The sequence below is a fragment of the Leyella stercorea genome (genome assembly GCF_021531655.1).
On record NZ_JADYUF010000011.1, the window covers coordinates 17,580 to 42,302 of the forward strand.

General features: G+C 51.1%; 20 protein-coding genes. 4 read left to right on the forward strand and 16 right to left on the reverse strand.

The window, feature by feature from the left end; genetic code table 11:
* Positions 1 to 89 precede the first annotated feature (89 nt).
* The 6 genes from I6E49_RS04695 to I6E49_RS04720 all read right to left on the reverse strand — a co-directional run bounded on the left by I6E49_RS04695 (position 90) and on the right by I6E49_RS04720 (position 8,012).
* Complete coding sequence (locus tag I6E49_RS04695) at positions 90 to 1,856, reverse strand: membrane dipeptidase (protein WP_235400718.1); 1,767 nt, start codon at positions 1,854 to 1,856, stop codon at positions 90 to 92.
* 82 nt (positions 1,857 to 1,938) lie between these two features.
* The gene (locus tag I6E49_RS04700) at positions 1,939 to 2,412 is read right to left on the reverse strand and encodes an Lrp/AsnC family transcriptional regulator (protein WP_235400719.1); all 474 of its coding nucleotides are present in this window, start codon (positions 2,410 to 2,412) and stop codon (positions 1,939 to 1,941) included.
* A 180-nt stretch (positions 2,413 to 2,592) separates the two neighbouring features.
* The gene (locus tag I6E49_RS04705; protein WP_235400720.1) at positions 2,593 to 4,419 is read right to left on the reverse strand and encodes an ABC transporter ATP-binding protein; all 1,827 of its coding nucleotides are present in this window, start codon (positions 4,417 to 4,419) and stop codon (positions 2,593 to 2,595) included.
* 45 nt (positions 4,420 to 4,464) lie between these two features.
* Positions 4,465 to 5,796, reverse strand: coding sequence for a tRNA (N6-isopentenyl adenosine(37)-C2)-methylthiotransferase MiaB (gene miaB / locus I6E49_RS04710; protein WP_235400722.1), 1,332 nt, complete (start codon positions 5,794 to 5,796; stop codon positions 4,465 to 4,467).
* 47 nt (positions 5,797 to 5,843) lie between these two features.
* The gene (locus I6E49_RS04715) at positions 5,844 to 7,385 is read right to left on the reverse strand and encodes a carbon-nitrogen hydrolase family protein (protein ID WP_235393248.1); all 1,542 of its coding nucleotides are present in this window, start codon (positions 7,383 to 7,385) and stop codon (positions 5,844 to 5,846) included.
* An 87-nt stretch (positions 7,386 to 7,472) separates the two neighbouring features.
* On the reverse strand, positions 7,473 to 8,012 hold the full coding sequence (locus tag I6E49_RS04720; protein WP_235400723.1) for an RNA methyltransferase: 540 nt from the start codon (positions 8,010 to 8,012) through the stop codon (positions 7,473 to 7,475).
* A 151-nt stretch (positions 8,013 to 8,163) separates the two neighbouring features.
* On the opposite strand from I6E49_RS04720, the gene trhA reads away from it, so the two are divergent.
* A complete protein-coding gene (gene trhA, locus I6E49_RS04725; RefSeq protein ID WP_235400724.1) occupies positions 8,164 to 8,814 on the forward strand; it encodes a PAQR family membrane homeostasis protein TrhA in 651 nt (216 codons plus the stop codon).
* 161 nt (positions 8,815 to 8,975) lie between these two features.
* Here trhA and I6E49_RS14570 read toward each other — a convergent pair whose 3' ends face one another.
* Both I6E49_RS14570 and polA read right to left on the reverse strand, forming a co-directional pair.
* Positions 8,976 to 9,077, reverse strand: a complete 102-nt coding sequence (locus tag I6E49_RS14570) for a DUF3791 domain-containing protein (RefSeq protein ID WP_369681606.1) — start codon at positions 9,075 to 9,077, stop codon at positions 8,976 to 8,978.
* A 13-nt stretch (positions 9,078 to 9,090) separates the two neighbouring features.
* On the reverse strand, positions 9,091 to 11,853 hold the full coding sequence (gene polA, locus I6E49_RS04730) for a DNA polymerase I (protein WP_235400725.1): 2,763 nt from the start codon (positions 11,851 to 11,853) through the stop codon (positions 9,091 to 9,093).
* 160 nt (positions 11,854 to 12,013) lie between these two features.
* On the opposite strand from polA, the gene I6E49_RS04735 reads away from it, so the two are divergent.
* Positions 12,014 to 12,991 carry a polyprenyl synthetase family protein gene (locus tag I6E49_RS04735; protein ID WP_235400726.1) on the forward strand — a complete coding sequence of 326 codons (978 nt, stop codon included), beginning with the start codon at positions 12,014 to 12,016 and terminating at the stop codon, positions 12,989 to 12,991.
* Positions 12,992 to 13,113: 122 nt separating this feature from the next.
* Here the strand turns inward: I6E49_RS04735 and I6E49_RS04740 are convergent, their stop codons facing one another.
* The 8 genes from I6E49_RS04740 to mnmG all read right to left on the reverse strand — a co-directional run bounded on the left by I6E49_RS04740 (position 13,114) and on the right by mnmG (position 21,667).
* A complete protein-coding gene (locus I6E49_RS04740) occupies positions 13,114 to 13,668 on the reverse strand; it encodes a four helix bundle suffix domain-containing protein (protein WP_235400727.1) in 555 nt (184 codons plus the stop codon).
* A 204-nt stretch (positions 13,669 to 13,872) separates the two neighbouring features.
* Entirely contained in the window at positions 13,873 to 14,814 is a 942-nt protein-coding gene (gene deoC, locus I6E49_RS04745; protein ID WP_235400728.1) for a deoxyribose-phosphate aldolase, read from the reverse strand.
* A gap of 38 nt (positions 14,815 to 14,852) precedes the next feature.
* On the reverse strand, positions 14,853 to 15,176 hold the full coding sequence (locus I6E49_RS04750) for a nucleotide pyrophosphohydrolase (protein ID WP_235393255.1): 324 nt from the start codon (positions 15,174 to 15,176) through the stop codon (positions 14,853 to 14,855).
* 11 nt (positions 15,177 to 15,187) lie between these two features.
* Positions 15,188 to 15,481, reverse strand: a complete 294-nt coding sequence (locus I6E49_RS04755) for a hypothetical protein (RefSeq protein WP_235393256.1) — start codon at positions 15,479 to 15,481, stop codon at positions 15,188 to 15,190.
* A 66-nt stretch (positions 15,482 to 15,547) separates the two neighbouring features.
* Positions 15,548 to 16,000, reverse strand: coding sequence for a D-aminoacyl-tRNA deacylase (dtd, locus tag I6E49_RS04760; RefSeq protein ID WP_235400729.1), 453 nt, complete (start codon positions 15,998 to 16,000; stop codon positions 15,548 to 15,550).
* A gap of 691 nt (positions 16,001 to 16,691) precedes the next feature.
* Complete coding sequence (gene uvrC / locus I6E49_RS04765; protein ID WP_235400731.1) at positions 16,692 to 18,524, reverse strand: excinuclease ABC subunit UvrC; 1,833 nt, start codon at positions 18,522 to 18,524, stop codon at positions 16,692 to 16,694.
* Between the two features lie 265 nt (positions 18,525 to 18,789).
* Entirely contained in the window at positions 18,790 to 19,320 is a 531-nt protein-coding gene (locus I6E49_RS04770; protein ID WP_235400732.1) for an adenine phosphoribosyltransferase, read from the reverse strand.
* Positions 19,321 to 19,795: 475 nt separating this feature from the next.
* Positions 19,796 to 21,667: a tRNA uridine-5-carboxymethylaminomethyl(34) synthesis enzyme MnmG gene (gene mnmG / locus I6E49_RS04775; RefSeq protein WP_235400733.1), complete on the reverse strand. Its 1,872-nt coding sequence runs from the start codon at positions 21,665 to 21,667 to the stop codon at positions 19,796 to 19,798.
* Positions 21,668 to 22,023: 356 nt separating this feature from the next.
* Between mnmG and I6E49_RS04780 the strand changes: the two genes are divergently transcribed.
* Positions 22,024 to 22,704 (forward strand): succinate dehydrogenase/fumarate reductase cytochrome b subunit, encoded by a 681-nt coding sequence (locus I6E49_RS04780; protein ID WP_235400734.1) that lies wholly within the window; start codon positions 22,024 to 22,026, stop codon positions 22,702 to 22,704.
* A gap of 36 nt (positions 22,705 to 22,740) precedes the next feature.
* A complete protein-coding gene (locus tag I6E49_RS04785) occupies positions 22,741 to 24,723 on the forward strand; it encodes a fumarate reductase/succinate dehydrogenase flavoprotein subunit (protein WP_235400735.1) in 1,983 nt (660 codons plus the stop codon).

The following is a 24,723-nucleotide window of genomic DNA, read 5'->3' on the forward strand; positions in this document are numbered from 1 at the left end:
TTTTATTATTTGTTTCCACTGCAAAGTTACGCTTTTAAATCGAAATATGTGTATATAATGCGATATAAGCGTGTGCCTTGGGTGCTACTTTATCGTTGTGCGCTTTGCTGGCAGAGGTTCATCACGCGCAGCCAGTTGCCTCCCCAGATGAGCGACATGTCTGTTTCGGAGTAGCGTCGGCGCAGCAATGCCTTGGTGAAGTTGACCAGTTCGGAGGCGTCGGCGAGTCCCGGTATGCCTCCGTCGCCGTCGAAGTCGGTGCCCAGTCCTACGTGTTCTATGCCCATTATGTCGATGGCGTGCTCCAGATGGCGTATTGCGTCGGTTATGGTTGCGTTGCCGTCGGTGCGCAGGAATCCGTTGTAGAGTGTTATCTGGCATACGCCTCCGGCTGCTGCGAGGGCACGCATCTGCTCATCGGTGATGTTGCGCGGCACGTCGCAGAGTGCGCGTGAGTTGCTGTGCGAGCATACTATCGGTGTGCGCGATATCTGCAGGGCGTCGTAGAATGATTTCTCGCCGGCATGGCTGAGGTCGACCATCAGTCCAAGGCGGTTCATCTCTGTTATCACCTGCGCTCCGAAAGGGCTCACGCCGCCGTGCGTATTGAGCGAGTGGCGTGCCGAATCGCATATCTGGTTGTCGCCGTTGTGGCACAGTGTGATGTATGTTATGCCGCGGTTGGCAAAGTGCTGCACGTTGTTTATGTCGTCTTCGATGGCGAGTCCGTTTTCTATACCGGTCAGTAGCGAGCGCAGTCCGTCCCGCTTGTTGCGCAGTATGTCTGCCTCCGAACGTGCGTGGGCTATGTATCGGGAGTCGCTCAGTATGGTGTCTTCAATTTTGTCGAATATCAGGTCGGCATATTCGCGTGGTGTCTTGGCTCCGAGCGGTGCTATCTGTGCGAAAGTTTCGCCAGGTTTTGGCTGCGGCAGATATGCCACCATGGTCACGGCGTCGGGTCCGCCTTCCTGCATCTTGTGCAGGTCGTATAGTATTCGCGGGTCGCGCTGGTCGAAGTGTATGCCTTGGGGGAAGAACATCGGTGTGTCGCAGTGGGAGTCGAGCGTGATGTTGCGGCTGTGGAAGAGCCGCATCTGGTGGTGGATTGCCGCCTCGCTGACGAGCCAGCGGAACAGTGGCAGGCCGTCGTCGGCAAGCCATTCGGGATGCCATTGTACGCCGATTACGGGCTTCTGCTCGCTGCTTTCTATGGCTTCGATGGTGCCGTCGGGTGCCAGTGCTGCGGTGCGCATGTGTTTGCCGGGATTGTCTACAGCCTGATGGTGGAACGAGTTGACGTAGATGGTGTCCTCGCCGTCGAATATGTCGCTCAGCATGGTGCCCGGTTTGATGTTCACGCTGTGTGTCTGTGTGGACTGATGCGAGGTCTGCGAGTGCTTGATTAGGGTAGGGGTGGGCTTGATGTCCTGCTCTACGTGTCCGCCGAGCGACATTGCGAGCGTCTGAATTCCGCGACAGATGCCCAGCATAGGCAGCTGGCGGTCGAAGGCGTAGCGCGTCAGCAGCAGTTCGGGCAGGTCGCGCTCGTTGTTGATATTGTGCAGTTGTGGCACGGGTTGTTCGCCCGCCCAGAGCGGGTTGAAGTCGCCTCCGCCGCTCAGGACGATTGCGTCGAGCGTGTCGAGTGTGCTGAGCAGCACGTCGTTGTCGGCCACAGGCGGAATGAGTACGGGCGTACCTCCGGCGCTGACTATCTGCTTGTAGTACACTTCGCGCAGCGTTGCGTCGATGCCTTCGTGATTGGTTGTGATGCCTATGAGTGGCCGGTAGGTGTGTGATGGGGCAGAGGTGTATGTCTCGTCGAGATGTTGTTGCAGGTTGAACTTGTTCATAGTATATGTATAAAAAAAGAAAAAGACAACAAAGGCAACCGTCGTTCAGTTGTCTTTGTTGTCTTCGTTATGTTTGTATAGTTTACTGTTCGTCGTCTTCGAGGTGTACCGGTATCTCGCGCTTGATGCTCTGGTCGAGCGAGATGAGGGTCTCTGTAGACACAACTCCTGGTATCATCTGCATCTTGTTGTTGAGCAGATCCATGAGCTGTTCGTTGTCGCGGGCGTACACTTTGAGCAGCATTGTGTACGAACCGGTGGTGAAGTGACATTCCACGATTTCGGGTATCTCCTTCAGCTGCTTCACTACGTCCTTGTACATGCTGCCGCGTTCGAGGTTCAATCCTACATAGGTGCATGTGCTGTATCCTATGCTTTTGGGGTTGACATCGAATCCGCTGCCGGTTATGACGCCACCATTGATGAGGTGCTGTACACGTTGGTGGATGGCTGCGCGTGACACTCCGCATTCAGCTGCAACATCCTTGAATGGTATGCGAGCGTTCTTGGACAGTATACTAAGTATTTTCTTGTCGAGATTGTCTATTTTGTCCATGGTGTTAATGGTTTTTCGTATAATTATCAATAATGCTATTTACAACTGTTACATATTGTAAGCAAAATTAGACATTATATCTGAGATAAGCAACATTGTGCATACTATTTTTTGCTTTTTGTGCAAAATGTATAGCAAATTTATGTTTTTTGAACAACGAAAGCCCATTTTGGACGTTATTTATGACTGCATCTCGTGCAGACGGCGATAGTATCCGCCGAGAGCGATTAGCTCGTCGTGTGTGCCACGTTCTACGATGCGTCCCTCGTGCAGCACACATATCTCGTTGGCATTCTTGATTGTAGACAGTCGGTGGGCAATGGCTACGGTGGTGCGCGATGTCATGAGTCGCTCAAGAGCGTCCTGAACAAGTCGCTCGCTCTCTGTGTCGAGTGCCGATGTTGCCTCATCGAGAATGAGGATTGGCGGGTTCTTGAGTATGGCTCGTGCTATGCTGACGCGCTGACGTTGTCCGCCTGAGAGCCGTCCGCCTCGGTCGCCGATGTTGGTGTCGTATCCGTGCTCGGTCTGCATTATGAAGTCGTGTGCATTGGCGATGCGTGCCGCCTGCTCCACTTGCTCCATTGTGGCGTTTTCGACGCCGAACGTGATGTTGCCTATAAACGAATCGTTGAAGAGAATGGCCTCCTGGTTGACGTTGCCGATGAGCTGTCGGAGGTCGTGGATGCCGAGCTTGCGCACATCGATGCCGTCGATGAGCACCTCACCTTCCTGAACGTCGTAGTAACGCGGTATGAGGTCGACGAGTGTCGACTTGCCGCTGCCGCTCTGTCCTACAAGTGCTACGGTCTTGCCCTTCTCGATTACGAGGTTGATGTCCTTCAATACCCACTGCTCGCCATACTTGAATGATACGTGGCGGAACTCAATCTGGTGCTCGAACGACTTGATATGGACGGGGTTTTCGGGTTCCTTGATGGTGTCTTCTGCCTTGAGTATCTTGTCGATACGCTCCACTGAGGCGAGTCCCTTGGGTACGTTGTAGCCTGCCTTGGAGAAGTCCTTGAGCGGATTGATGATAGAGTAGAGCATCACGAGATAGTAGATGAATGTAGGACCCGACAGCATCTGCTTGTCGAGCACGAGCACTCCGCCCACCCAAAGCACGATGATTATGAGCACGGTGCCGAGGAATTCGCTCATAGGATGGGCTAATTGCTGGCGTATATTGACGCGTTGTATGGCTGTACGATAGCTCGAGTTGATGCGGTCGAAGCGGTCGTTCATCTTGTCTTCGGCGCAGAATGCCTTGATGATGCGCAGTCCGCCGAGTGTTTCTTCAACCTGCGACATGGTGTCGCTCCACAGACTTTGTGCCTTGATGGAGTTCTGCTTGAGCTTGCGTCCTACCACTCCCATAAACCAACCGAATATGGGCACGAATATAAGCGTGAAGAGTGTGAGCTGCCACGATATGAACAGCAGTGCCGAGAAGTAGAAGATGATGAGTATCGGGTTCTTGAACAGCATGTCGAGCGACGACATTATCGAGCTTTCCACTTCTCCTACGTCGCCCGTCATACGTGCGATGATGTCGCCTTTGCGCTCGTCGGAGAAGAATCCGAGGGGCAATGACGTTATCTTACGGTAGAGCTGGTTGCGTATGTCGCGTACTATACCGGTGCGCATGGGGATGATTGTGGCCGACGAAAGGAAGTAGGCGCCGGTCTTGAGCATTGTGGTGAATGCCAGAAACAGTCCGATGAGCAGCAGCGTGGTAGTCGATCCTACGGAGTGAATGAGTTGCGTGACATAGTAGTCGGCGTTGTTGGATATCACATCCTTCAGATTGTCGAACGACCAGGGCATCAGTTGCGTTGCCGTTCCGGTTCCTTCGGTGCGGAAGAGTATCTGAAGTATCGGTATGAGAGCTGCAAACGAGAAGATGTTGAGCACTGCCGAGAGTATGTTGAATACTATCGTCAGCGCCAGATACTTCTTGTACGGCGGCAGAAAGCGCTTGAGTACTTGTAGGAATTCTTTCATACTGTTGTTGGATTGTTGTGTCGTTGTGATGTTGTGATTTGTTGCTTAGTCGATGGGCTCGCCCAGGAGAGTCGCTGATGTAGAGCCGGTTATCTTCACCATTACGCGATCGCCGATGTGATGGTTGTTCTTGTCGAACACCACGGCTTTGTTCTGTTCGGTGCGACCCATAAGCTGTTGGCGTGAGCGCTTTGAATAACCCTCAACCAATACTTCGAATGTCTTGCCCACGTCCTTTCGGTATTGCTCGGCCGAGACTTCTGTCTGGAGGCGTATGAGTTCGTTGAGGCGCTCTATCTTCACTTCTTCGGGTACGTTGTCGGGCAGGTGTTTGGCTGCGTAGGTGCCCGGCCGCTCGCTGTACTTGAACATGAATGCCGAGTCGAACATACATTCGCGCACCAGCGAGAGGGTTTCGGCGTGATCCTCGGGAGTCTCGTCGTGATAGCCTACGAACAGGTCGGTGGTCAGACCGCAGTCGGGTATGATGCGGCGTATTGCTGCCACGCGTTCCAGATACTGCTCGCGTGTATACTTGCGGTTCATCAGTTTGAGTATCTTTGTAGAACCGCTTTGTGCCGGGAAGTGTATGTGCTTGCAGAGGTTGGGCTCGTCGGCTATGGCGTGCAGTATGTCGTCGGTCATGTCTTCGGGGTTGGATGTGGTGAAGCGCACACGCATGTCGGGCACGCTCTGTGCCACCTTGCGCAGCAGTTCGGCAAACGAGCATCCGCCTTCTATGCGCTTTCCGGCTGGAGTCAGACCGTAGCTGTTGACGTTCTGGCCCAGAAGGGTTACCTCCTTGAATCCCTTGTCGTGCAGATCCTTCACCTCTCGCAGTATGCTTTCAACGTCGCGCGAGCGCTCACGGCCTCTTGTGTAGGGCACAATGCAGTAGTGGCAGAAGTTGTTGCAGCCTCGCATGATGCTCACGAAGCCACTCACGCGTCCTGCACCGATTCGCTGCGGGATGACGTCGCGGTAGGTTTCGGTGGTAGACAGTTCGATGTTGCAGGCGTTATGTCCGTTCTCGCACTGTGCTATCATATCGGGCAGGTTGAGGTAGGAGTCGGGTCCGCACACAAGGTTGGCGTGGTGGTTGTCGATGAGGTCCTGGCGCACGCGCTCTGCCATACATCCCAGTACACCGATAATGAGCTGTCGGCCCTTCTTCTGTTCGGCATGCAGCGTCTCAAGTCGTCCATATATCTTGTTCTCGGCATTCTCTCGTATTGAGCAAGTGTTGAGGAATATGGCGTCGGCGCAGTCCTCGTCGTCGCAGAGTTCGTAGCCTGCCATCTGCATTATGGACGCTACCACTTCAGAGTCGGCCACGTTCATCTGGCAGCCGTATGTCTCTATGAATAGTTTCTTCATCTATATAATATATGTATGTTACAGGTGTGTATAATCTGTAGGTGAGTTTATTCCTTGGCGGCGCGCTTCATCTCGAGCTTGTAGAGGTCGCCACGGCGGTCGCGCAGGTTGCGTACGGCACCGTAGGTGTGCAGCTCGTTGAGCAGCGAGAGGTCGACATCCGACACGAGTATCATCTCGGTGTTGGGCGTTGCTTCTGCGCGCTTGCCGTCGTTGGGGAATGCGAAGTCGCAAGGAGTGAACACTGCCGACTGCGCATACTGTATGTCCATGTTGTGAACGCGCGGCAGGTTGCCCACACTTCCGGCTATTGCCACGTAGCATTCGTTTTCTATTGCGCGTGCCTGGGCGCAGACACGAACGCGTGAGTAGGCGTTCTGCGTGTCGGTCATGAACGGAACGAAGAGTATTTTCATTCCGTCGTCGGCCATCAGACGCGAGAGTTCGGGGAATTCCACGTCGTAGCAGATTACGATTCCGATGCGTCCGCAGTCGGTATCGAATGTCTGTATGTGCGAGCCGCCCGAGAGTCCCCAGCATTTCTGTTCGTCTGGCGTCACGTGTATCTTCTCGTACATGTCTACCGTACCGTCGCGGCGGCACAGGAAGCCTACGTTGTAGAGCGAGTTGTCCTCCTTGAGGTAAGGCATTGAGCCGGTTATGATGTTGATGTTGTATGATATGGCGAGCTCGCGGAAGCGGTCGCGTATCTGCTCGGTATACTGTGCCATGGCGCGTATGGACTGAGCCTCGCCCATATCGTTGAACTTTGCCATGAGCGGCGCGTTGAAGTATTCGGGGAAGAGGATGAAATCGCTCTTGTAGTCGCTCACCGAATCGACGAAGAACTCTACCTGTTCGAACAGGTCGTCAAGCGAGTTGTAGGGTCGCATCTGCCACTGTACCAGTCCGATACGAACCGTCGGGCGCTTGTCTACATACGAATCCGTAGGCGGCTGATAGTAGATGTTGTCCCACTGCAGCAGTGTGGCGCAATGCTTCGACTCCTCGTCGTTGGGCAGATAGTTGCGCATGACGCGTCGAACGTGAAAGTCGTTGCTCAACTGGAATGTCAGCACCGGGTCGTATATCTCGCGCGAGCGTACGCGTTCGATATATTCCTTGGGTCGCATCTTGTCGGCATACTTGTGATAGTTGGGTATTCGTCCGCCGAACATGATGGCCTTGAGGTTGAGTTTTTCGCAGAGTTCCTTGCGATACTCGTACATGCGTCGTGCCAGACGCAGTCCGCGGTAGTCGGGATGTATGAACACCTCGATGCCATAGAGTATGTTGCCCTTGGCGTTATGGGTGTTGAAGGTCTCGTTGCCGGTCACCTGCGCGTAGGTGTGGTCGCCCTTCACCATATTATAATCAACAATAATAGACAGTGCGCATCCCACTATCTTGTCGTCGACGATTATCACCACCTGTCCCTCGGGGAATATTGTGATGAGTTTCTTGATTTGAGCTTTTGTCCAGAACACGTCTTCGTCGCCATAGATGCGCTTGAACGAGCGTGCGAGCTGATCGTAGTCCTCCATCTGAAGGTTGCGCAGTTCTACTTTGCTAATGTTGTGAGATTCCATTTTCTATGTTGTTTTGTTGTATTAAGATGTTGTGATGTTGTGGTGTTGTTGGTGTTCACACCATCTCAACACTACAACTTATCAACCCTAAAAAGTTTTCGACAAAAACTTTTTAGCCACTTCCCATATTACCATGCCAGCCGTTACGCTGACATTGAGCGAGTGTTTGGTGCCGAATTGTGGTATTTCGAGGCATCCGTCCGACATGTCCACCACCTCCTGATGCACTCCCTTCACCTCGTTGCCCAGCACTATTGCGTAGTGTTTGTCGGTGTCGAGCTGCAGGTTCTGAAGCTTGGTCGACCCCTCCACCTGCTCTATGCTGTACACGAAGAAGCCGTCGTTGTGGAGCGACTCAATCGCCTCGGTGGCAGTGGGGAAGTAGCGCCACGCTACGGAGTCCTCGCCTCCGAGTGCCGTCTTGTGAATTTCGGGGTGGGGTGGGGTGGCAGTGATGCCGCAAAGGTATACCGCCTCGACGCGGAATGCGTCGGCCGAGCGGAACACCGAACCCACGTTGTGCAGCGAACGCACGTCGTCAAGCACTACGATAAGGGGCAGTTTGGGAGCCTCGTGAAACTCGTCAACCGAGAGCCGTTGCATTTCTATAGTACGGAGTTTGCGCATATTATTCTTTTTATGTGCAAAATTAGATAAAAATCCCGAATTACAAGACGATTATGGCGAAAGTCGCGGTAAAAAACCCTTTACAAAAAAATAATGACTAACTTTGTGCAAAGTAGAGTATAAAATAAGCAAATTAGAATATCAAAAGTGTATGAAGATATTTTTCTCACATAAAGAAGAGGTATGGAACTCGTGGTCGCATGGCGCGGGTATAATTCTCGGTGTGGTGGTAGGCACGGCGTTCCTGGTATGGTGTGGTTGGGCGCGTAACGGTTGGGCAACGGCTGGTATCATACTATATCTATTCGGAATGCTGTCGAGCTACATAGCTTCTACCGTCTATCACGCTCTGTCGGCATGGTCGCCGTGGAAGGAGAGGCTGCGCAAGTGGGACCATGCAGCCATATACTGGCACATTGCGGGTTCGTATTCGCCCATCACGCTGGTGGCGCTGCGCGAGTATGGCTATTGGGGATGGGCGCTGTTCGTCTTCATATGGTTGTCGGCAATAGCCGGAACCATAAAGAGCTTCATCGGACTTAAGAGCCACAGCTACGTAGAGACGGCATGCTACGTGGTGATGGGACTGAGTGTGCTCGTGGCGTTCGGTCCGCTGATGCACTGTGTGGGTCCGTCGGCTATAGTATGGATTATAGCCGAGGGCGTGGCTTACATCACAGGTGCCGCCTTCTACTGCCTGCGCAAGCAGCGGTATATGCACACCGTATTCCACTTCTTTGTGCTCGCCGGTTCGGTATGTCACATCATTGCGGTGTGGGATATTCTGATGCGGTGGCTGTAGAAAATTGCGGACGTTTTGCAAAAGGAGTCCTTTTGCGTTTCAAATGTAGTCCTTTTGCATTGCAAATGTAGTCCTTTTGATGACCAAAAGGAGTCCTTTTACAATGCAAAAGGACTACATTTTTTTTGCTTGTCAGCCTATAGCTCAACCATGATATAGCTTCATATTAATTTTCCTCCATTGCGATGACAGAATGCCGTGAGGTCTTCTGTCGTGTCTTTGAAACTTAATGTGTGCATAACGTCGTAGAAACGCTCAGGCATTTATATTCTGCTTTTAGTGTGCTTCCAGCCAGTTTTCGCCCCAGCCTGAGTCGGCAACGAGCGGAACCTGAAGCGGATAGGCGTTCTGCATTTCTTCGATTACAATCTTTTCAACGCGTTCCTTCTCCTCGGGCAGAACCGAGAAGTTGAGTTCGTCGTGCACCTGCAGAATCATTTTCGACTTGATGCCCTCGCGGCGGAAGCGCTCGTAGATGTGCACCATGGCAATCTTGATGATGTCGGCAGCCGAACCTTGTATCGGAGCATTGATGGCGTTGCGCTCGGCAAAGTTGCGAACGGTGGCGTTGTGCGACGTGATGTCGGGCAGATAGCGGCGACGATGGAAGAACGTTTCGGCGTAGCCGTGCTCGCGTGCCAGTTCCTTCGCCTTCTCCATATAGGCTTGCACCTCGGGGAATGTCTCGAAATATCCGTCGATGAGCTGCTTGGCTTCGTCGCGGCTTATGTCCAGACGCTCTGCCAGTCCGAACACCGTGATGCCGTAGATGATGCCGAAGTTGGCGCGCTTGGCTTTGGTTCGTTGGTCGCGACTCACGTCTTCTATCTTCTCCTTATATATACGTGCGGCTGTGGCGGCGTGGATGTCGTAGCCCTCGCGGAACGCCTCAATCATGTTCTTGTCGCCCGACAGATGCGCCATGACGCGCAACTCAATCTGTGAATAGTCGGCTGAGAAGAACAGACAGCCCGGTTCGGGAATGAAGCACTTGCGTATCTCCTTGCCGTCCTCGCCACGAACGGGTATGTTCTGGAGGTTAGGGTCGGACGAAGAGAGGCGCCCCGTGGCTGTAACTGCCTGATTGAACGACGTATGGATGTGTCCCGTGCGGGGGTTGATAAGCTTGGGCAGGGCGTCGACATAGGTGCCGAGGAGCTTCTTCAAGCCTCGATGGGCGAGGATGTCGTCGACGATTGGAGCCTTCGAACGGAGCTGTTGCAGCACCTCTTCGGATGTGACGAACTGTCCGGTCTTGGTCTTCTTGGGCTTGTCCACAATCTTCATCTCGCCGAAGAGCACCTCGCCCACCTGCTTGGGCGACGCTATGTTGAACTCGTGTCCGGCGAGCTTGTATATGTTCAGTTCAATCTGCTTCATGCGGTCGGTCAAGGTTCGCGATGTCTCGGCAAGAGCCTTGGTGTCGAGCAGTACTCCGTTCATCTCCATTTCTGCCAACACCGGCACGAGCGGCATCTCGATGTTGTAGAACAAGTCGTCAACGCCAGCCTCCTTGAGGCGCGGCTTCAGCACGTTGTATAGGCGCAGAGTGACGTCGGCATCCTCAGCGGCATAGTCGCAGATGTCGGCAGGCGAGAGGTCGCGCATATTCTTCTGACCCTTGCCCTTGGGTCCGATGAGTTCGTCGATGTGTACCGTCTGGTAGCCGAGCAGCGTCTCGGCGAGAATGTCCATGTTGTGTTTCTGCTCGGGTTGGAGCACGTAGTGGGCAATCATAGTGTCGAACATCGGTGCTGCGAGCCGCACTCCGTAATTCATCAGCACCTCCATGTCGTACTTGATGTTCTGTCCGATTTTGAGGATTTCGGTGCTTTCGTACAGCGGTTTGAATATGTTAACAATCGTTTGCGCCTTTTTACGTTCGGCAGGAATTGCCACGTAAAATGCCTTTCCTTCCTCAACGGCGAAGCTCAAACCAACCAATTCTGCGTCGACAGGGTTGATTGAAGTGGTCTCCGTGTCTAGACTGAGAATTTGTTTTGTAACAAAAAAATCAAATAATTTGCGTGCTTCTTCCTCATTTTCAATGAGTTGGTAGTCATGAGAGGTCGTTTTTAGGCTCTCAAAACTCGAAAATTCTGCGCCAACTGAATCATTGGTCGGATTTTCGGCAAATAAATCGAGTTGTGGATTAACAACTTTTTGCTGTTGTTGTGGCTTCTTTACAAATTTATCGAGAAGACTCTTAAATTCCAGTTCGGTGAAGATTTCGGCGAGTCGGGCTGTGTCGGGCTCCTCAATCTTCAGCGCGTCGAGATTGAGTTCTATAGGAACGTCGGTGCGTATGGTAGCCAGGAACTTCGACATGCGTATGTCGTCGACAGCCGACTCGACCTTTTCGCGCAGCTTGCCTTTAATCTTGGCAGTCGAGGCGAGCATGTTGTCGATGCTGCCGAATTCGCCTATGAGCTTGGCGGCGGTCTTCGGACCCACGCCGGGGCATCCCGGGAAGTTGTCGGCAGAATCGCCCATCAGCGCCAGGAGGTCGATGACCTGGGTAGGGGAGTCGAGTTCGTACTTGGCGCACACCTCGCTGGGGCCCATAGTTTCGTATCCGCCGCCGTGACGTGGCCGGAATATGAACACGTTGTCGCTCACCAGCTGGCCATAGTCCTTGTCGGGCGTGAGCATATAGGTCTTGATGCCGGCAGCTCCAGCCTTGGTTGCGAGCGTACCGATGACATCGTCAGCCTCGAAACCGTCCACCTGCAGCACCGGGATGTGCATAGCCTCAATGATGCTCTTTATGACAGGCACCGAAGCGCGTATGGCTTCGGGTGTCTCCTCGCGTTGTGCCTTGTACGCAGGGAATGCCTCGTCGCGAAACGTCTTGCCATGGTCGAACGCCACACCGATATGTGTGGGCTGCTCTTTGGTGAGAATCTCGTTGAGAGTATTGACAAATCCCATCACGGCCGAGGTGTTCATGCCCTTGGAATTGATGCGCGGATTTTTGATGAACGCATAATATGCACGGTAGATGAGCGCGTAAGCGTCGAGAAGAAATAGCTTGTCCATTTTTATTATGTTGTAATGTTGAAGTGGTGAGGTGTTGTTATGTTGACCACCTCAACATCTCACCACCTCAACATAATTATTATTATATGGTGTAAAATTACAAAAAAAATGTCACTAATAACGGCAAAATCCGTAACTTTGTACGAAATATTATAATACAATGGATTATCTGTCAATCATTAAGAACCCTATAGAGGCGGAACTCGCCGACTTTATAAGTCTTTTCAACCAGTCGCTCTCGCACGAGGACGGACTGCTCGGCTCGGCGCTGGAGCACATCCGCAAGCGTGCAGGCAAGCGTATGCGCCCTATGCTGATACTGCTTATGGCGAAGAACTTCGGCACTATCAACGAGGCTACGCAGAATGCTGCCGTTGGATTGGAGCTGCTCCACACGGCTTCGCTCGTTCATGATGATGTGGTGGATGAGAGTGAGGAGCGTCGTGGTCAGGCTTCGGTCAACGCCACTTATGACAATAAGGTGGCTGTACTCGTGGGCGATTACATCCTTTCGACAGCCCTTCTGTGTGTGGCGCGTACTCATTCGGAGCAGATCGTTACTTATCTTGCCGAACTGGGACGCACGCTTTCCGACGGCGAGATACTGCAGTTGTCGAACATCGGACGCAAGGACATCTCGGAGGATGTATATTATGACGTGATAAAGCAGAAGACCGCGGCTCTGTTTGAAGCGTGTGCCGGCATCGGTGCATTGTCGTCGGGCGCGTCGGAGGAGGATGTTGAGGCTGCAAAGCAGTTCGGCCAGAATCTCGGTATCATCTTCCAGATACGCGACGACATATTCGACTATTACGATTCGACGGAGATAGGCAAGCCTACAGGCAATGATATGGTTGAGGGTAAGCTTACGCTGCCTGTAATATACGCCGTGAACAATGGTGGAAACGAGGATATGCGTCGTCTGGCATTGAAGGTGAAGGAACACTCGGTGAGTGCCGATGAGATAGCGCAGCTCGTAGATTATACCAAACAAATGGGTGGTATAGAATACGCCGAACGCCGTATGTGGGAGTTCCACGCACATGCCCAGCAGTTTATTGATGATAGAGTGGGGCAGCCGGACGTGAAGGCTGCGCTCCAGACTTATCTCGACTATGTTATAAAGAGAACGAAGTAGGAAGTTAGGGGGCTGTAGCTTGATTGCTAAGAACTAAGCCTTATTGGGCATTCTTAGGCCTCTTTAAGCCGTGATTGAAAAGGCTTAGAGAGGCCTAAGAAGGCTCAGTGAGGCTTATAATTTCAATATCCTCTATAATCTTTTCTTGCCTTTGTCATTTGCTCTCTCATTCCGCCACTTTCCACAAACTTTATTTCCAGCTTCTCTATAAGCTTGTTTAGCATCCAGTCGGTTTGATGAATTAGGGTTATGGCGATATTGGCTATAGTTTCATCAGAGCGTTGTGTTATTGCTTTTCTATAGTAGGCGCTGTCGTTATGGTTGGCACAAGCACGTTTGGCTTGTGCAAGTCGCGGGTCGTCAGGTTGCCATTGTTCCAATCCTCTTACTCGTATATAATCTTCATAGTCTACTAACAGTTCCTGCAAACTGGCTTTTGCTACGTTTGTAAGTTTTATTTCTGTTTCCTTAGAAGTGTTGCCAGCCGCCGCTCCCTCTGCTATGTTCTGTTTCCCTGAACGTGCTGCTTGTACCATTTGGTCAATTGTACGGTCACCTTTTTCAAGATATTTATGAGCAAAATAGTATGTGACATCGTATATGCATTCAGATTTTTGGTATACGAGGAGGTTCTTGTACGAGCCTCCATGGGGAAGAAAGGGTTTTGGTGTAGGCATAAGTTTGATTTTTATGGTTAGTGAATTGGGATTAATAGAGGTGGGTAGGGCTGTTGTCTGGGCCTTGCTGAGCAGTTGTCTGGGCCTTATTGAGGCTGTTATTAGGCCTTACTGGGCCTCAATAAGCCTTTCTAAGCCTTGGCATAAAAAGGCATAGAAAGGCCCAGTAAGGCTCAGGTAACTGCTCAGCAAGCCCCTAATCCTTTAGAAGAACTTGATCTGCTCGCCTTTAATCTCGCTCAACAGCATGTTGGCAAGGCGTGATGTACCGAGGCGGAACCACTTGTTGGTGAGCCATTTTTCGCCCAATACTTCCTTGACTATTGTGTAGTAGATGATGGCATCCATAACGCTGTTGATGCCGCCAGCGGGCTTGAAACCTATCTGAATGCCCGTCTCGTCGTAGTATTCCTTGATGGCCTGGCACATAACGTAGGCTGCTTCGGGTGTGGCGGCAGGCTGAAACTTGCCCGTCGACGTCTTGATGTAGTCGGCGCCAGAGTACATAGCCAGCAGAGCAGCCTTCTTGATGTTGGTGGCAGTCTTTAGAGCACCTGTCTCGAGTATAACCTTCATGGGCACCGTTTCGCCACATGCAGCCTTCAGTTCGGCTATGTCGTCGCACATTCCTTCGTAGTCGCCCGAAAGGAACTTGCCTACCGGCATAACGATGTCAATCTCGGTGGCGCCGTCGGCAACAGCCAGCGATGTCTCGGCAATCTTCACCTCGATGCGAGCTTGCGAAGAAGGGAACGATCCACTGACGCAAGCTATCTCTACACCGTCCACCTCCAGTGATTCAGCCACGGTGTTGGCGAAGCACGGATAGACGCAGACGGTAGCCACGTGGGGCATGTCGGGATACTGATTGTCGAAGTCGTTGACGCGCTCGGTGAACGCCAGTACGCTCGTGTCAGAATCGGTTGTCTTGAGCGTTGTAAGCTCGATGCTTCCGAAGAGGAATTTCTTAACGTCGATAGTGTCGTTAGCCGACACCTTCTCGGCAATGATATTGCGCACGGCATCGCGCACGGCGTTGTCGTCGATAGCGGTGTTGTATTTGGTAAGAGCAAGTTCGTACTTGCTCGTCTTCTCTTGTCCCATAGTCTCCTCGTCGTGGAGTATTACATCTTTAATTATTCCCATAGTCTTATGCTTTTGTTTTTATTGTTATCTATAGTTGATTATCTGAGTTTGGGGTTGTTCTTATGGCGCAATTTGTCGCGGTTGGTCTTCTTCTCGATACTCTTCTGCAGCGCCTCCGTAAGGTCTACGCCCGTCTGATTGGCAAGGCAGATGAGCACCCACAGAATGTCGGCCATCTCCTCAGAAGGGTCGTGCGATTCGCCCTCCTTGAAGCTCTGGTCGCCATAGCGTCGCGCCATGATGCGCGCCAGTTCGCCCACCTCCTCGGTAAGGCAAGCCATATTGGTGAGTTCGGAGAAGTAGCGCACGCCATACTCCTTTATCCAACGGTCTACCGTCTCTTGTGCTTCCTTGATAGTCATATTGCTTGATTTTAGATGTCAACAGGCAGTCCCAGCACCATCAGATAGATGTCGTAGACAAGCCATATAGCGAGTATCGCAACCAGGCAGATGCGGAATATCACTCCTATCTTCTTGCTTCGCGACACGCTGTGGAACGGTCGGGGAAACTCCAGATACGTCATGATGCTGAAACCTATAAACAGCAATGCGCAACCCGTAAATGCATACAACGGCTTGTTGGCTCCCCACGAATCGCGGGTGAACATCAGCACCAGTCCTACAGCTTCGAGCAGTAGGGCAGTATTTGAAAGATACTTCTTCATAAGCTAAATTATTAAGTGGTTCTTAATGTCAGTTGTTTACGGTTATTATATCTCATTATTTACCGTTTATTCCTTGTTCTTGGTGTCCATGCAGATGGTTACGGGTCCGTCGTTCAAGAGTTCCACCTTCATATCGGCACCGAATTCGCCCGTTCCGACCTCACGGCCGAGCGCATCCGACAGTTTGCGACAGAACTCCTCGTAGAGCGGCACCGAAATCTCGTGACGTGCGGCGCGAAACCACGACGGGCGGTTGCCCTTCTTGTACGAAGCGTAGAGCGTAAACTGGCTCACCACGAGAGCCTCGCCGCCCACATCGATAATCGAACGGTTCATTACTCCGTTCTCGTCGTCAAACACTCTCAGAGCTGCCACTTTCTTTACGAGCCAGTCGACATCTTCAGTCGTGTCCGACTCTTCAATGCCGAGCAGCAAGAGGAATCCGTTGCCTATTTTCGACTTTATCTCGCCGTCTATCGTTACCGATGCGTACTGCACACGCTGTATTACTGTTCTCATTTATGTATGTAATTGATACGTTAATTATTATGCTGTTTACAAAGTTAATCATATTAAATGTAAAATGAGTGTAAAATTATTCCATTTTCTTTGTTATATCATTTTTAATTAATAATTTTGCAAACAGAATGGAGGTCTGCCTAATGGTACGACGGCAGACTGGTTTTTAAGCAATGTTTAAAAGACTTTTAGTTTTTAGTATAATTTGATATAAGGATTGACTTGTACAAGCTCGTGAGAGTCGAAGGCAAGAATTTTTTGAAGATTTAAGATCTTCTCTGTGTGTGCGCTGGAACCGTGAGGTTTGGGCGCATTTTTTTTTTTATACTTAGGAGGCTATGGCGTCCGCGCCATAGCCCGAGCAGTTAGCCGTCTTGATTCTAAAGAAGTTATTTGTCAAGTTGCTTGCTCAGGCTATGGCGCGGACGCCATAGCCTCCTACTGTTTGATTATACTCTAAATATCGTATGACAATTAGTCCCTTTCAAAAGGAGTCCTTTTGCCTTCCAAAACGAGTCCTTTTGCATCCTAAAAGGAGTCCTTTTGCACTTCAAAACGAATCCTTTTGCAACCCAAAAGGAGTCCTTTTGCGATACACCCCGATTTTCTTCGCGATACGCCTTGATTTTCTTCGCCCAAATGCCTCAATATCCCTGGGCTGCAAAAGTCTTCTTTATGCCAATTGTGACCATTACTTCTTGCCCAGGCTTTCCATCAGTTTCGTTGCTTTGCTTGCCCCGATCACACCCGAAAGCATCTCGAACGAAGCCTCACGTATTCGTTTCACGCTCTTGAACTCGCTGAGCAGCTTCTCGCGTGTAGCCGGACCGATGCCCGGAATGTCGTCGAGAGCGCTGTGCAGGGCGTGTTTTGAGCGCTTGTCGCGGTGGAACTGTATGGCGTAGCGGTGTACTTCGTCCTGGATGCGTGTGAGCACGTGGAAGAGTTCGGAGTCCGTCTTCAGAGCTATCGTTTTGGGCGGATTGCCATAGAGCAGTTCGTTGGTGCGGTGGCGGTCGTCCTTGGCAAGTCCGGCTATGGGAATCCGGAGTCCGAGTTCGCCCTCTACAACCTGTCGCACCACGCTCATCTGACCCTGTCCGCCGTCGGTTATGATGAGGTCGGGCAGGGTAGTGCCTTCCTCCATCATGCGTGTGTAGCGCCGACGCACCACTTCCTGCATAGAGGCGTAGTCGTCGGGACCCTCAACGGTCTTGATGTTGTATTTGCGATAGTCCTTTTTCGAGGGTTTCATACCCTTGAACACTATGCAACCAGCCACGGCGTCGGTGCCCGAAATGTTGGAGTTGTCGAAACATTCTATCTGATACGGCAGCTTGGCGAGCTGTAGTTTCTGCTGCAATTCCTTCATAAGACGTGTCTGTTTCTGTTCGGGATTGAGCTTTTCGGCCTGCTTCAGTCGGTCGAACTTATACTGCCGACAGTTCATTTCGCCGAGTTCGAGCAGGTGTTTCTTGTCGCCTCGTTGCGGAACGAAGAACTGCGCCTCGTTCAGTTGCCACTCCATGTCGAACGGAACGATTATCTCCTTGGCCTTGCTCTGGAAACGTTCGCGTATTTCGGGGATAGCCGTCAGTAGCAGTTCGCGGTCGGTTTCGTCCAGTTTTCGCTTGTATTCGAACGTGAAACTCTGGTTTACGCTGCCGTTCTTGACGTGGATGTAATTGATGAAGGCGGTGCGGTTGTGCTCGTCGTCGACAATAGTGAACACGTCAACGTCGGTTATCGTGTGACTGACAACCTCGCTTTTGGCGCAGAAACTCTCAATAAGCATGTATTTCTGCTTCAATTCCTCGGCTTCCTCAAACTTCAGTTCAGCCGCCTTTTGCTGCATTTCCTCGAAAACGTGCTGCGACAATTCGCGCGTGTTGCCCTTCAATATCTCACGCGCCTGGGCTATCGATGCCTGATAATCCTCCAGCGATTGCTTGCCGCAACAAGGTGCCTTGCAGTTGTGTATGTGATATTCCAGACACGGCTTGTACTTGCCCTGCTCTATACCTTCCTTTGTTATCGGCATTCGGCAAGTGCGCGGCTTGTAGAGCTTGTGTATGAGTTCGAGCACGGCAAACATGCTACCCGTATGTGAGTAGGGTCCGAAGAACGTTCCGAATCGCTTGTTTATCTGTCGCGTCTTGAACACTCGCGGCAGATATTCGTTCGTAATGCAGATACTGGGGTAGGTCTTGCCGTCCTTGAGCAATACATTGTAGCGTGGATTGTATTTCTTTATGAGACTGTTTTCGAGCAATAGCGCATCCTCTTCGGTGTTGACCACCGTGTAGCTTATGTCCTCTATCTTCGAGACAAGCACCTTGGTCTTGAACCTATCCACCTCCTTGTGGAAGTAGGACGACACGCGCTGCTTCAGACGCTTAGCCTTGCCTACGTATATAATGGTATGGTCGGCATCGTAAAACTGATAGCTGCCGGGCTTGTCGGGCATGTTAAGCACGATGTTCTTGAGTCGTTCAATGCGCTTCTCGTTCTCTTCTCTTGTCATGTTGCTCGTTGATTTGTTAGAATGTAGTTGCCAGTAACTTGCTTGAAACTAAGAGTTTTGCCTCCTGTTGTTTCACGTGTAACTATAATATGTTCGTCCTGTGTGTCGCTGCTCAGACTGCTTTGGGTGTAAGCTTAGGACTGGTGAGTATATGGAAAGAGGAGGCATCGTGTCTCCGATACATCCGCCCATGGCTTCGCCTGTATCAGAGACGAGACGCCTCCTCTTTCGTTTGTTGTTTCTTTGATATTCGTACGGCTCTTCATTATATCTGAATGAGCGACGTAATCTCTATGTCCTTGTCGAAGTCTGCGCGTCCGTTCAGTCCCTCGTTTACGAGTTCGATGATGAAGTTGCAGTAGACTTTCTTGGGCTTAAACTTCTTTACGAGATTGCAAGCAGCCTGCATTGTACCTCCAGTAGCGAGCAAGTCGTCGTGCAGCAGAATCACGTCGTTCTCGTTGATGGCGTCCTTGTGGATCTCGATAGTGTCCTTGCCATACTCCTTGGCGTAGCTTTCCTGCACAGTATCGCAAGGCAGTTTGCCAGGCTTGCGGCATAATACCACTCCGGCATTCAAGCGCAGGGCGAGGGCAGACGACATTACGAAGCCGCGCGACTCGATTCCTACTATCTTTGTAATGCCCTTGTCTTTGTAGAGGTCGTACATCTCGTCGCAAATCTCTTTAAGGCATTCGCTGCTCTTAAACAATGTTGTAACGTCTCGGAAGTTTACTCCCTTCTTCGGCCAATCTGGAATACAACGCAGATTGTCAAGCAATAGTTTGTTGTTCATTATCAGTTGATTTGATTAAATTCGTTGTTCTTTTTGTTTCACGTGGAACGAGAAGCCAGCGGCAACGCCGCTGGAATTGGGGATTTTGAATTTTGAGTTTTGAATTGTGCTCGGCTACGCCTTCGCTTTTGGGTTGTTCAATTATGAATTGCTCTTGGCTGTGGCTTCGCTTTTGGATTGTTCGATTATGAATTGAAGAGTTGTGCAATTGTATTTCGATGGGGTTTTGTATCGCATGTTTTTTTTGCGCTACGATTTATTGAATCGGTTTGCTGCTCAGGCTATGGCGGGGACGCCATAGCCTCCTATGGTTTGTTTTGCATTGCTTGTACAGCCCAACTTAGAATTTGTGGTTCTTAAATTCATTGCTCATAATTTTGAAGTCCGTAATTCCTAATTCAGAAGTTTGCAATTCAAAATCGCAGGCGTAGCTGCGAACAATTCAAAACTCAAAATTCAAAATTCAAAACTCGCATTATCGATGCATCAGAACCAGCAGTACGTTGATGTCGCTGGGCGACACGCCAGGAATGCGTGATGCTTGTCCGAGTGTCTCGGGATTGATGCGCATAAGTTTTTGTCTGCCCTCGGTAGATATCTCGTGGAGCTCTTCGTAGTTGAAGTGTCCCTTGATTCTAATATCTTCGAGGCGATGCATCTTGTCGGCTATCTGTCGTTCGCGTTTGATATAGCCGTCGTACTTGATGAGTATCTCGGCTGCTTCAATTATTTCGTCGCGTCTAGTATCGTCAGTATCGAGTGCAGCACGTAGTGGGGCGATGGCAGAAGCGAGTTGTTTGATGGAGAGTTGCGGTCGGGCTATCAGGCTCGATATTGTAGCGCCGAACTGCATTGGAGTCGTTCCGAACGATTCGAGAACTGCGTTTACGTCGCGAGGCTTCACGTTGGTAGAGTTGCAGAAGTTGACTATGCGTTCAATCTCCGCCTTCTTCTTAAGCCAATGGTCGTAACGTTCGCGACTGGCGAGTCCGAGGTTGTAAGCCGTTTCGGTGAGTCGGGCGTCGGCATTGTCTTGACGGAGCAGGATGCGGTATTCGGCACGTGAGGTGAACATACGGTATGGCTCGTCAACACCCTTCGTCGTGAGGTCATCGATGAGCACTCCTATATAGCCTTCGTCGCGCTTCATTATGTAAGGTTCGCCACCGCCGCAGAGTAGGGCAGCGTTGATGCCGGCAATGGTGCCTTGTCCGCCGGCTTCCTCATATCCCGTTGTGCCGTTGACCTGACCTGCGAAGAACAGACCCTTTACTATCTTCGACTCCAACGAAGGCTTCAGCTGGGTTGGGTCGAAGTAGTCGTACTCGATGGCGTAGCCCGGTCGGTAGACTTTTATATCTCGGAAAGCCTTTATTTTTCTGAGGGCAGCGAGCTGTACTTCCATCGGCATAGAAGAAGAAAAACCGTTAAGATACATCTCGTTGGTATCTTCACCTTCCGGTTCGAGGAATAGCGGATGCTGATCCTTGTCGGGGAACGTCACGAGTTTGGTTTCTATCGAAGGGCAGTAGCGCGGTCCGGTGGACTTAATCTGACCGTTGTAGAGAGGCGATTCGGCAATGGCAGCGCGCAGCGTGTCGTGCACCTCCTTATTAGTATATGTGGTCCAGCACGGCAGTTGTTGCAGATGTCGCGGGGCTGTCATGTACGAGAAACCGTGATAATCGGTTTCGCCGGGTTGGCATTCCATATCCTCGAAGTGTACAGAGCGGCGGTCGATACGTACCGGTGTGCCCGTCTTCATTCGTTGTGAAGTAATGCCGTGTCGGGTGATGCTCTCGGTGAAGTGCAGCACGGCAGGTTCGGCGCAGCGTCCGCCCGGCACTTGCTTGCGTCCCACGTGCATCAGTCCGTTGAGGAAAGTGCCCGCTGTGATGATTACAGCTTTAGCGCGGAACGTCACGCCCCACACCGTTTCCACTCCAACCGCCTCGCCGTTCTCCACCAGAAGTTCGCAAGCCTCATCCTGCCAGATGTCGAGTCCGTCGACACGGTCGAGGCGTGTGCGCCACTCCCAGATGAATTTGCCGCGGTCGCATTGTGCTCGCGGACTCCATACGGCAGGTCCCTTGCCGCGGTTGAGCATACGGAACTGTATAGAAGTAGCATCCGTCACGAGGCCCATCTCGCCTCCCAGCGCATCAATCTCGCGTACGATCTGTCCCTTGGCGATTCCTCCAATGGCAGGGTTGCAGCTCATCTGTCCGATTTTGTTCATATCCATCGTTATCAGACAAGTCTTTGCGCCCATACGTGCCGCCGCTGCTGCAGCCTCACAACCGGCATGTCCGCCTCCGATGACTATAACGTCGTAGTTGAAAATCATATGTATTGCTTGTCGGTGTTAAATTGTGCGGCATGGCCCAGAGCCATACAGCGCATGTTTCATGCTCGCAAAATTAAGAATAAAAAATGATTTTTGAAGAGAAATAGTTTGATTTATCATCAAATTTCAGTATTTTTGCAGACTGTAAGGATATGGCTTATACCTATTATATAGTATAGTGTGACGAGGACGGTGCCATATTGCAGCAAACTACGCAATACAGCATCTCTGCAGTTCGCATTCAACCGTATAGTTACAGTATAAGTATCAGTCAGAACCTTATATGAAATTGTGTAACCTTAAGGAATGAAACATCAATAATTCTAACAGTTAATAATTTAAATTTCAAATCATTTATGTGGTTAATCAATTCATCTATTGGTAGAAAGGTGGTGATGGCCTTGACTGGTGTCGCCCTTGTTCTATTCCTGACATTCCACATGTCAATGAATGTTGCAGCTCTCTTCTCTGGAGACGCTTACAACACTATCTGTGAGTTACTCGGTGCCAACTGGTATGCCGTAGTTGCGACAATGGGCTTGGCTGCCCTCGCAGTAATCCACATCGTTTACGCCTTCTGGCTTACGATGCAGAACCGTACCGCTCGCGGTACCTCTCGCTATGAGGTTGTAGCTAAGCCTCAGAACGTAGAGTGGGCATCACAGAACATGCTCGTACTCGGTATCATCGTTCTGCTCGGTCTGTTGCTCCACTTCTTCAACTTCTGGTACAACATGATGTTTGCTGAGCTTGTAGGCTTCCAGGGCGTATGTGATCCTGCTGACGGCTTCGGCTGGATTCAGGAGACATTCAAGAACCCGGTTTACGTAGTTCTCTACATCGTATGGCTCGTAGCTCTCTGGTTCCACCTCACACACGGTTTCTGGAGTGCAATGCAGACATTCGGCTGGAATGGTAAGGTATGGTTCAACCGTTGGAAGGTTATCGGTCAGGTTTACTCAACCCTCCTCATCCTCGGTTTCCTCGTAGTAGTAATTGCTTTCGCACTTGGTTGCGCACCGAGCCTCTGCTGCTAATTCGTAATTCTTAAATCGTAAATCGTAATTTATATTATGGCTAAGAATATTAATTCAAGAATCCCTGAAGGCCCAGTGGCCGAGAAGTGGACCAACTATAAAGCTCACCAGCGTCTGGTGAACCCCAAGAACAAACTCAAGCTCGACATTATCGTTGTAGGTACAGGTCTTGCAGGTGCTTCTGCAGCAGCCAGCCTCGGCGAAATGGGTTTCCGTGTGCTTAACTTCTGCATTCAGGACTCTCCGCGTCGCGCTCACTCTATCGCAGCTCAGGGTGGTATCAACGCTGCCAAGAACTATCAGAATGACGGCGACTCAGTATATCGTTTGTTCTATGATACAGTAAAGGGTGGTGACTACCGTGCTCGTGAGGCTAACGTATACCGTCTTGCCGAGGTGTCAAATGACATCATCGACCAGTGCGTTGCTCAGGGCGTTCCTTTTGCTCGTGAGTACGGCGGCATGCTCGCCAACCGTTCATTCGGTGGTGCTCAGGTTTCGCGTACATTCTACGCTAAGGGTCAGACCGGTCAGCAGCTGCTCCTCGGTGCTTACTCAGCACTTTCAAAGCAGGTTAACACAGGCCGTGTGCTCCTCTACACTCGTTACGAGATGGAAGACGTAGTTATCGTTGACGGTCGTGCTCGTGGTATCATCGCCAAGAACCTCGTTACCGGTAAGCTCGAGCGTTTCTCAGCAAACGCAGTTGTTATCGCTACTGGTGGTTATGGCAACACATACTTCCTCTCTACAAACGCTATGGGTTGCAACTGTACAGCAGCTGTCCAGTGCTATCGTAAGGGTGCTTACTTCGCAAATCCTTGCTACGTTCAGATCCACCCGACATGTATCCCCGTACACGGCGACAAGCAGTCTAAGCTTACTCTTATGTCAGAGTCACTGCGTAACGACGGTCGTATCTGGGTACCGAAGAACATCGAGGATGCCAAGGCTCTGCAGGCTGGCACCAAGAAGGGCAGCGATATTCCTGAGGAAGACCGCGACTACTACTTGGAGCGTCGTTATCCGGCATTCGGCAACCTCGTTCCGCGTGACGTTGCTTCACGTGCTGCCAAGGAGCGTTGCGACAAGGGCTTCGGCGTAAACAATACCGGTCTTGCCGTATTCCTCGACTTCTCTGAGTCAATCAACCGCCTCGGTATCGACGTTATCCGTCAGCGTTATGGCAACCTCTTCGACATGTACGAGGAGATTACTGACGTTAACCCTGGTGAGCTTGCCAACGAAATCAATGGCGTTAAGTACTACAACCCGATGATGATCTATCCTGCTATCCACTACACAATGGGTGGTATCTGGGTAGACTACGAACTCCAGACTTCAATCACTGGTCTGTTCGCTATCGGTGAGTGCAACTTCTCTGACCACGGTGCCAACCGTCTTGGTGCTTCTGCTCTTATGCAGGGCTTGGCCGATGGTTACTTCGTATTGCCTTACACCATCCAGAACTACCTTGCCGACCAGGCTATCTGGCCGCACCTCTCTACCGATCTGCCAGAGTTTGCTGAGGCAGAGAAGGGTGTTCAGGCTGAGATCGACCGCCTCATGAACATCAAGGGTAAGCGTTCTGTTGACTCTATCCACAAGGAGCTTGGCCACATCATGTGGGAGCACGTAGGTATGGGTCGTACGGCAGATGGCTTGAAGGAAGGCATCGAGCTTATCAAGAAGCTCCGCAAGGAATTCAACACCAACCTCTTCATCCCTGGATCGAAGGAAGGCTTGAACGTAGAGCTCGACAAGGCTATCCACCTCCGCGACTTCATCCTCATGGGTGAGCTTATCGCACACGACGCCCTCTCACGTGAGGAGTCTTGCGGTGGTCACTTCCGCGAGGAGCACCAGACTCCAGAGGGCGAGGCACAGCGCGACGACGAGAACTTCTTCTATGTAGGTTGCTGGGAGTACAAGAACAACGACGAGACAGCTCCTGAGCTCATCAAGGAGCCGCTCGAGTACGAGGCAATCAAGGTACAGACACGTAACTATAAGAACTAA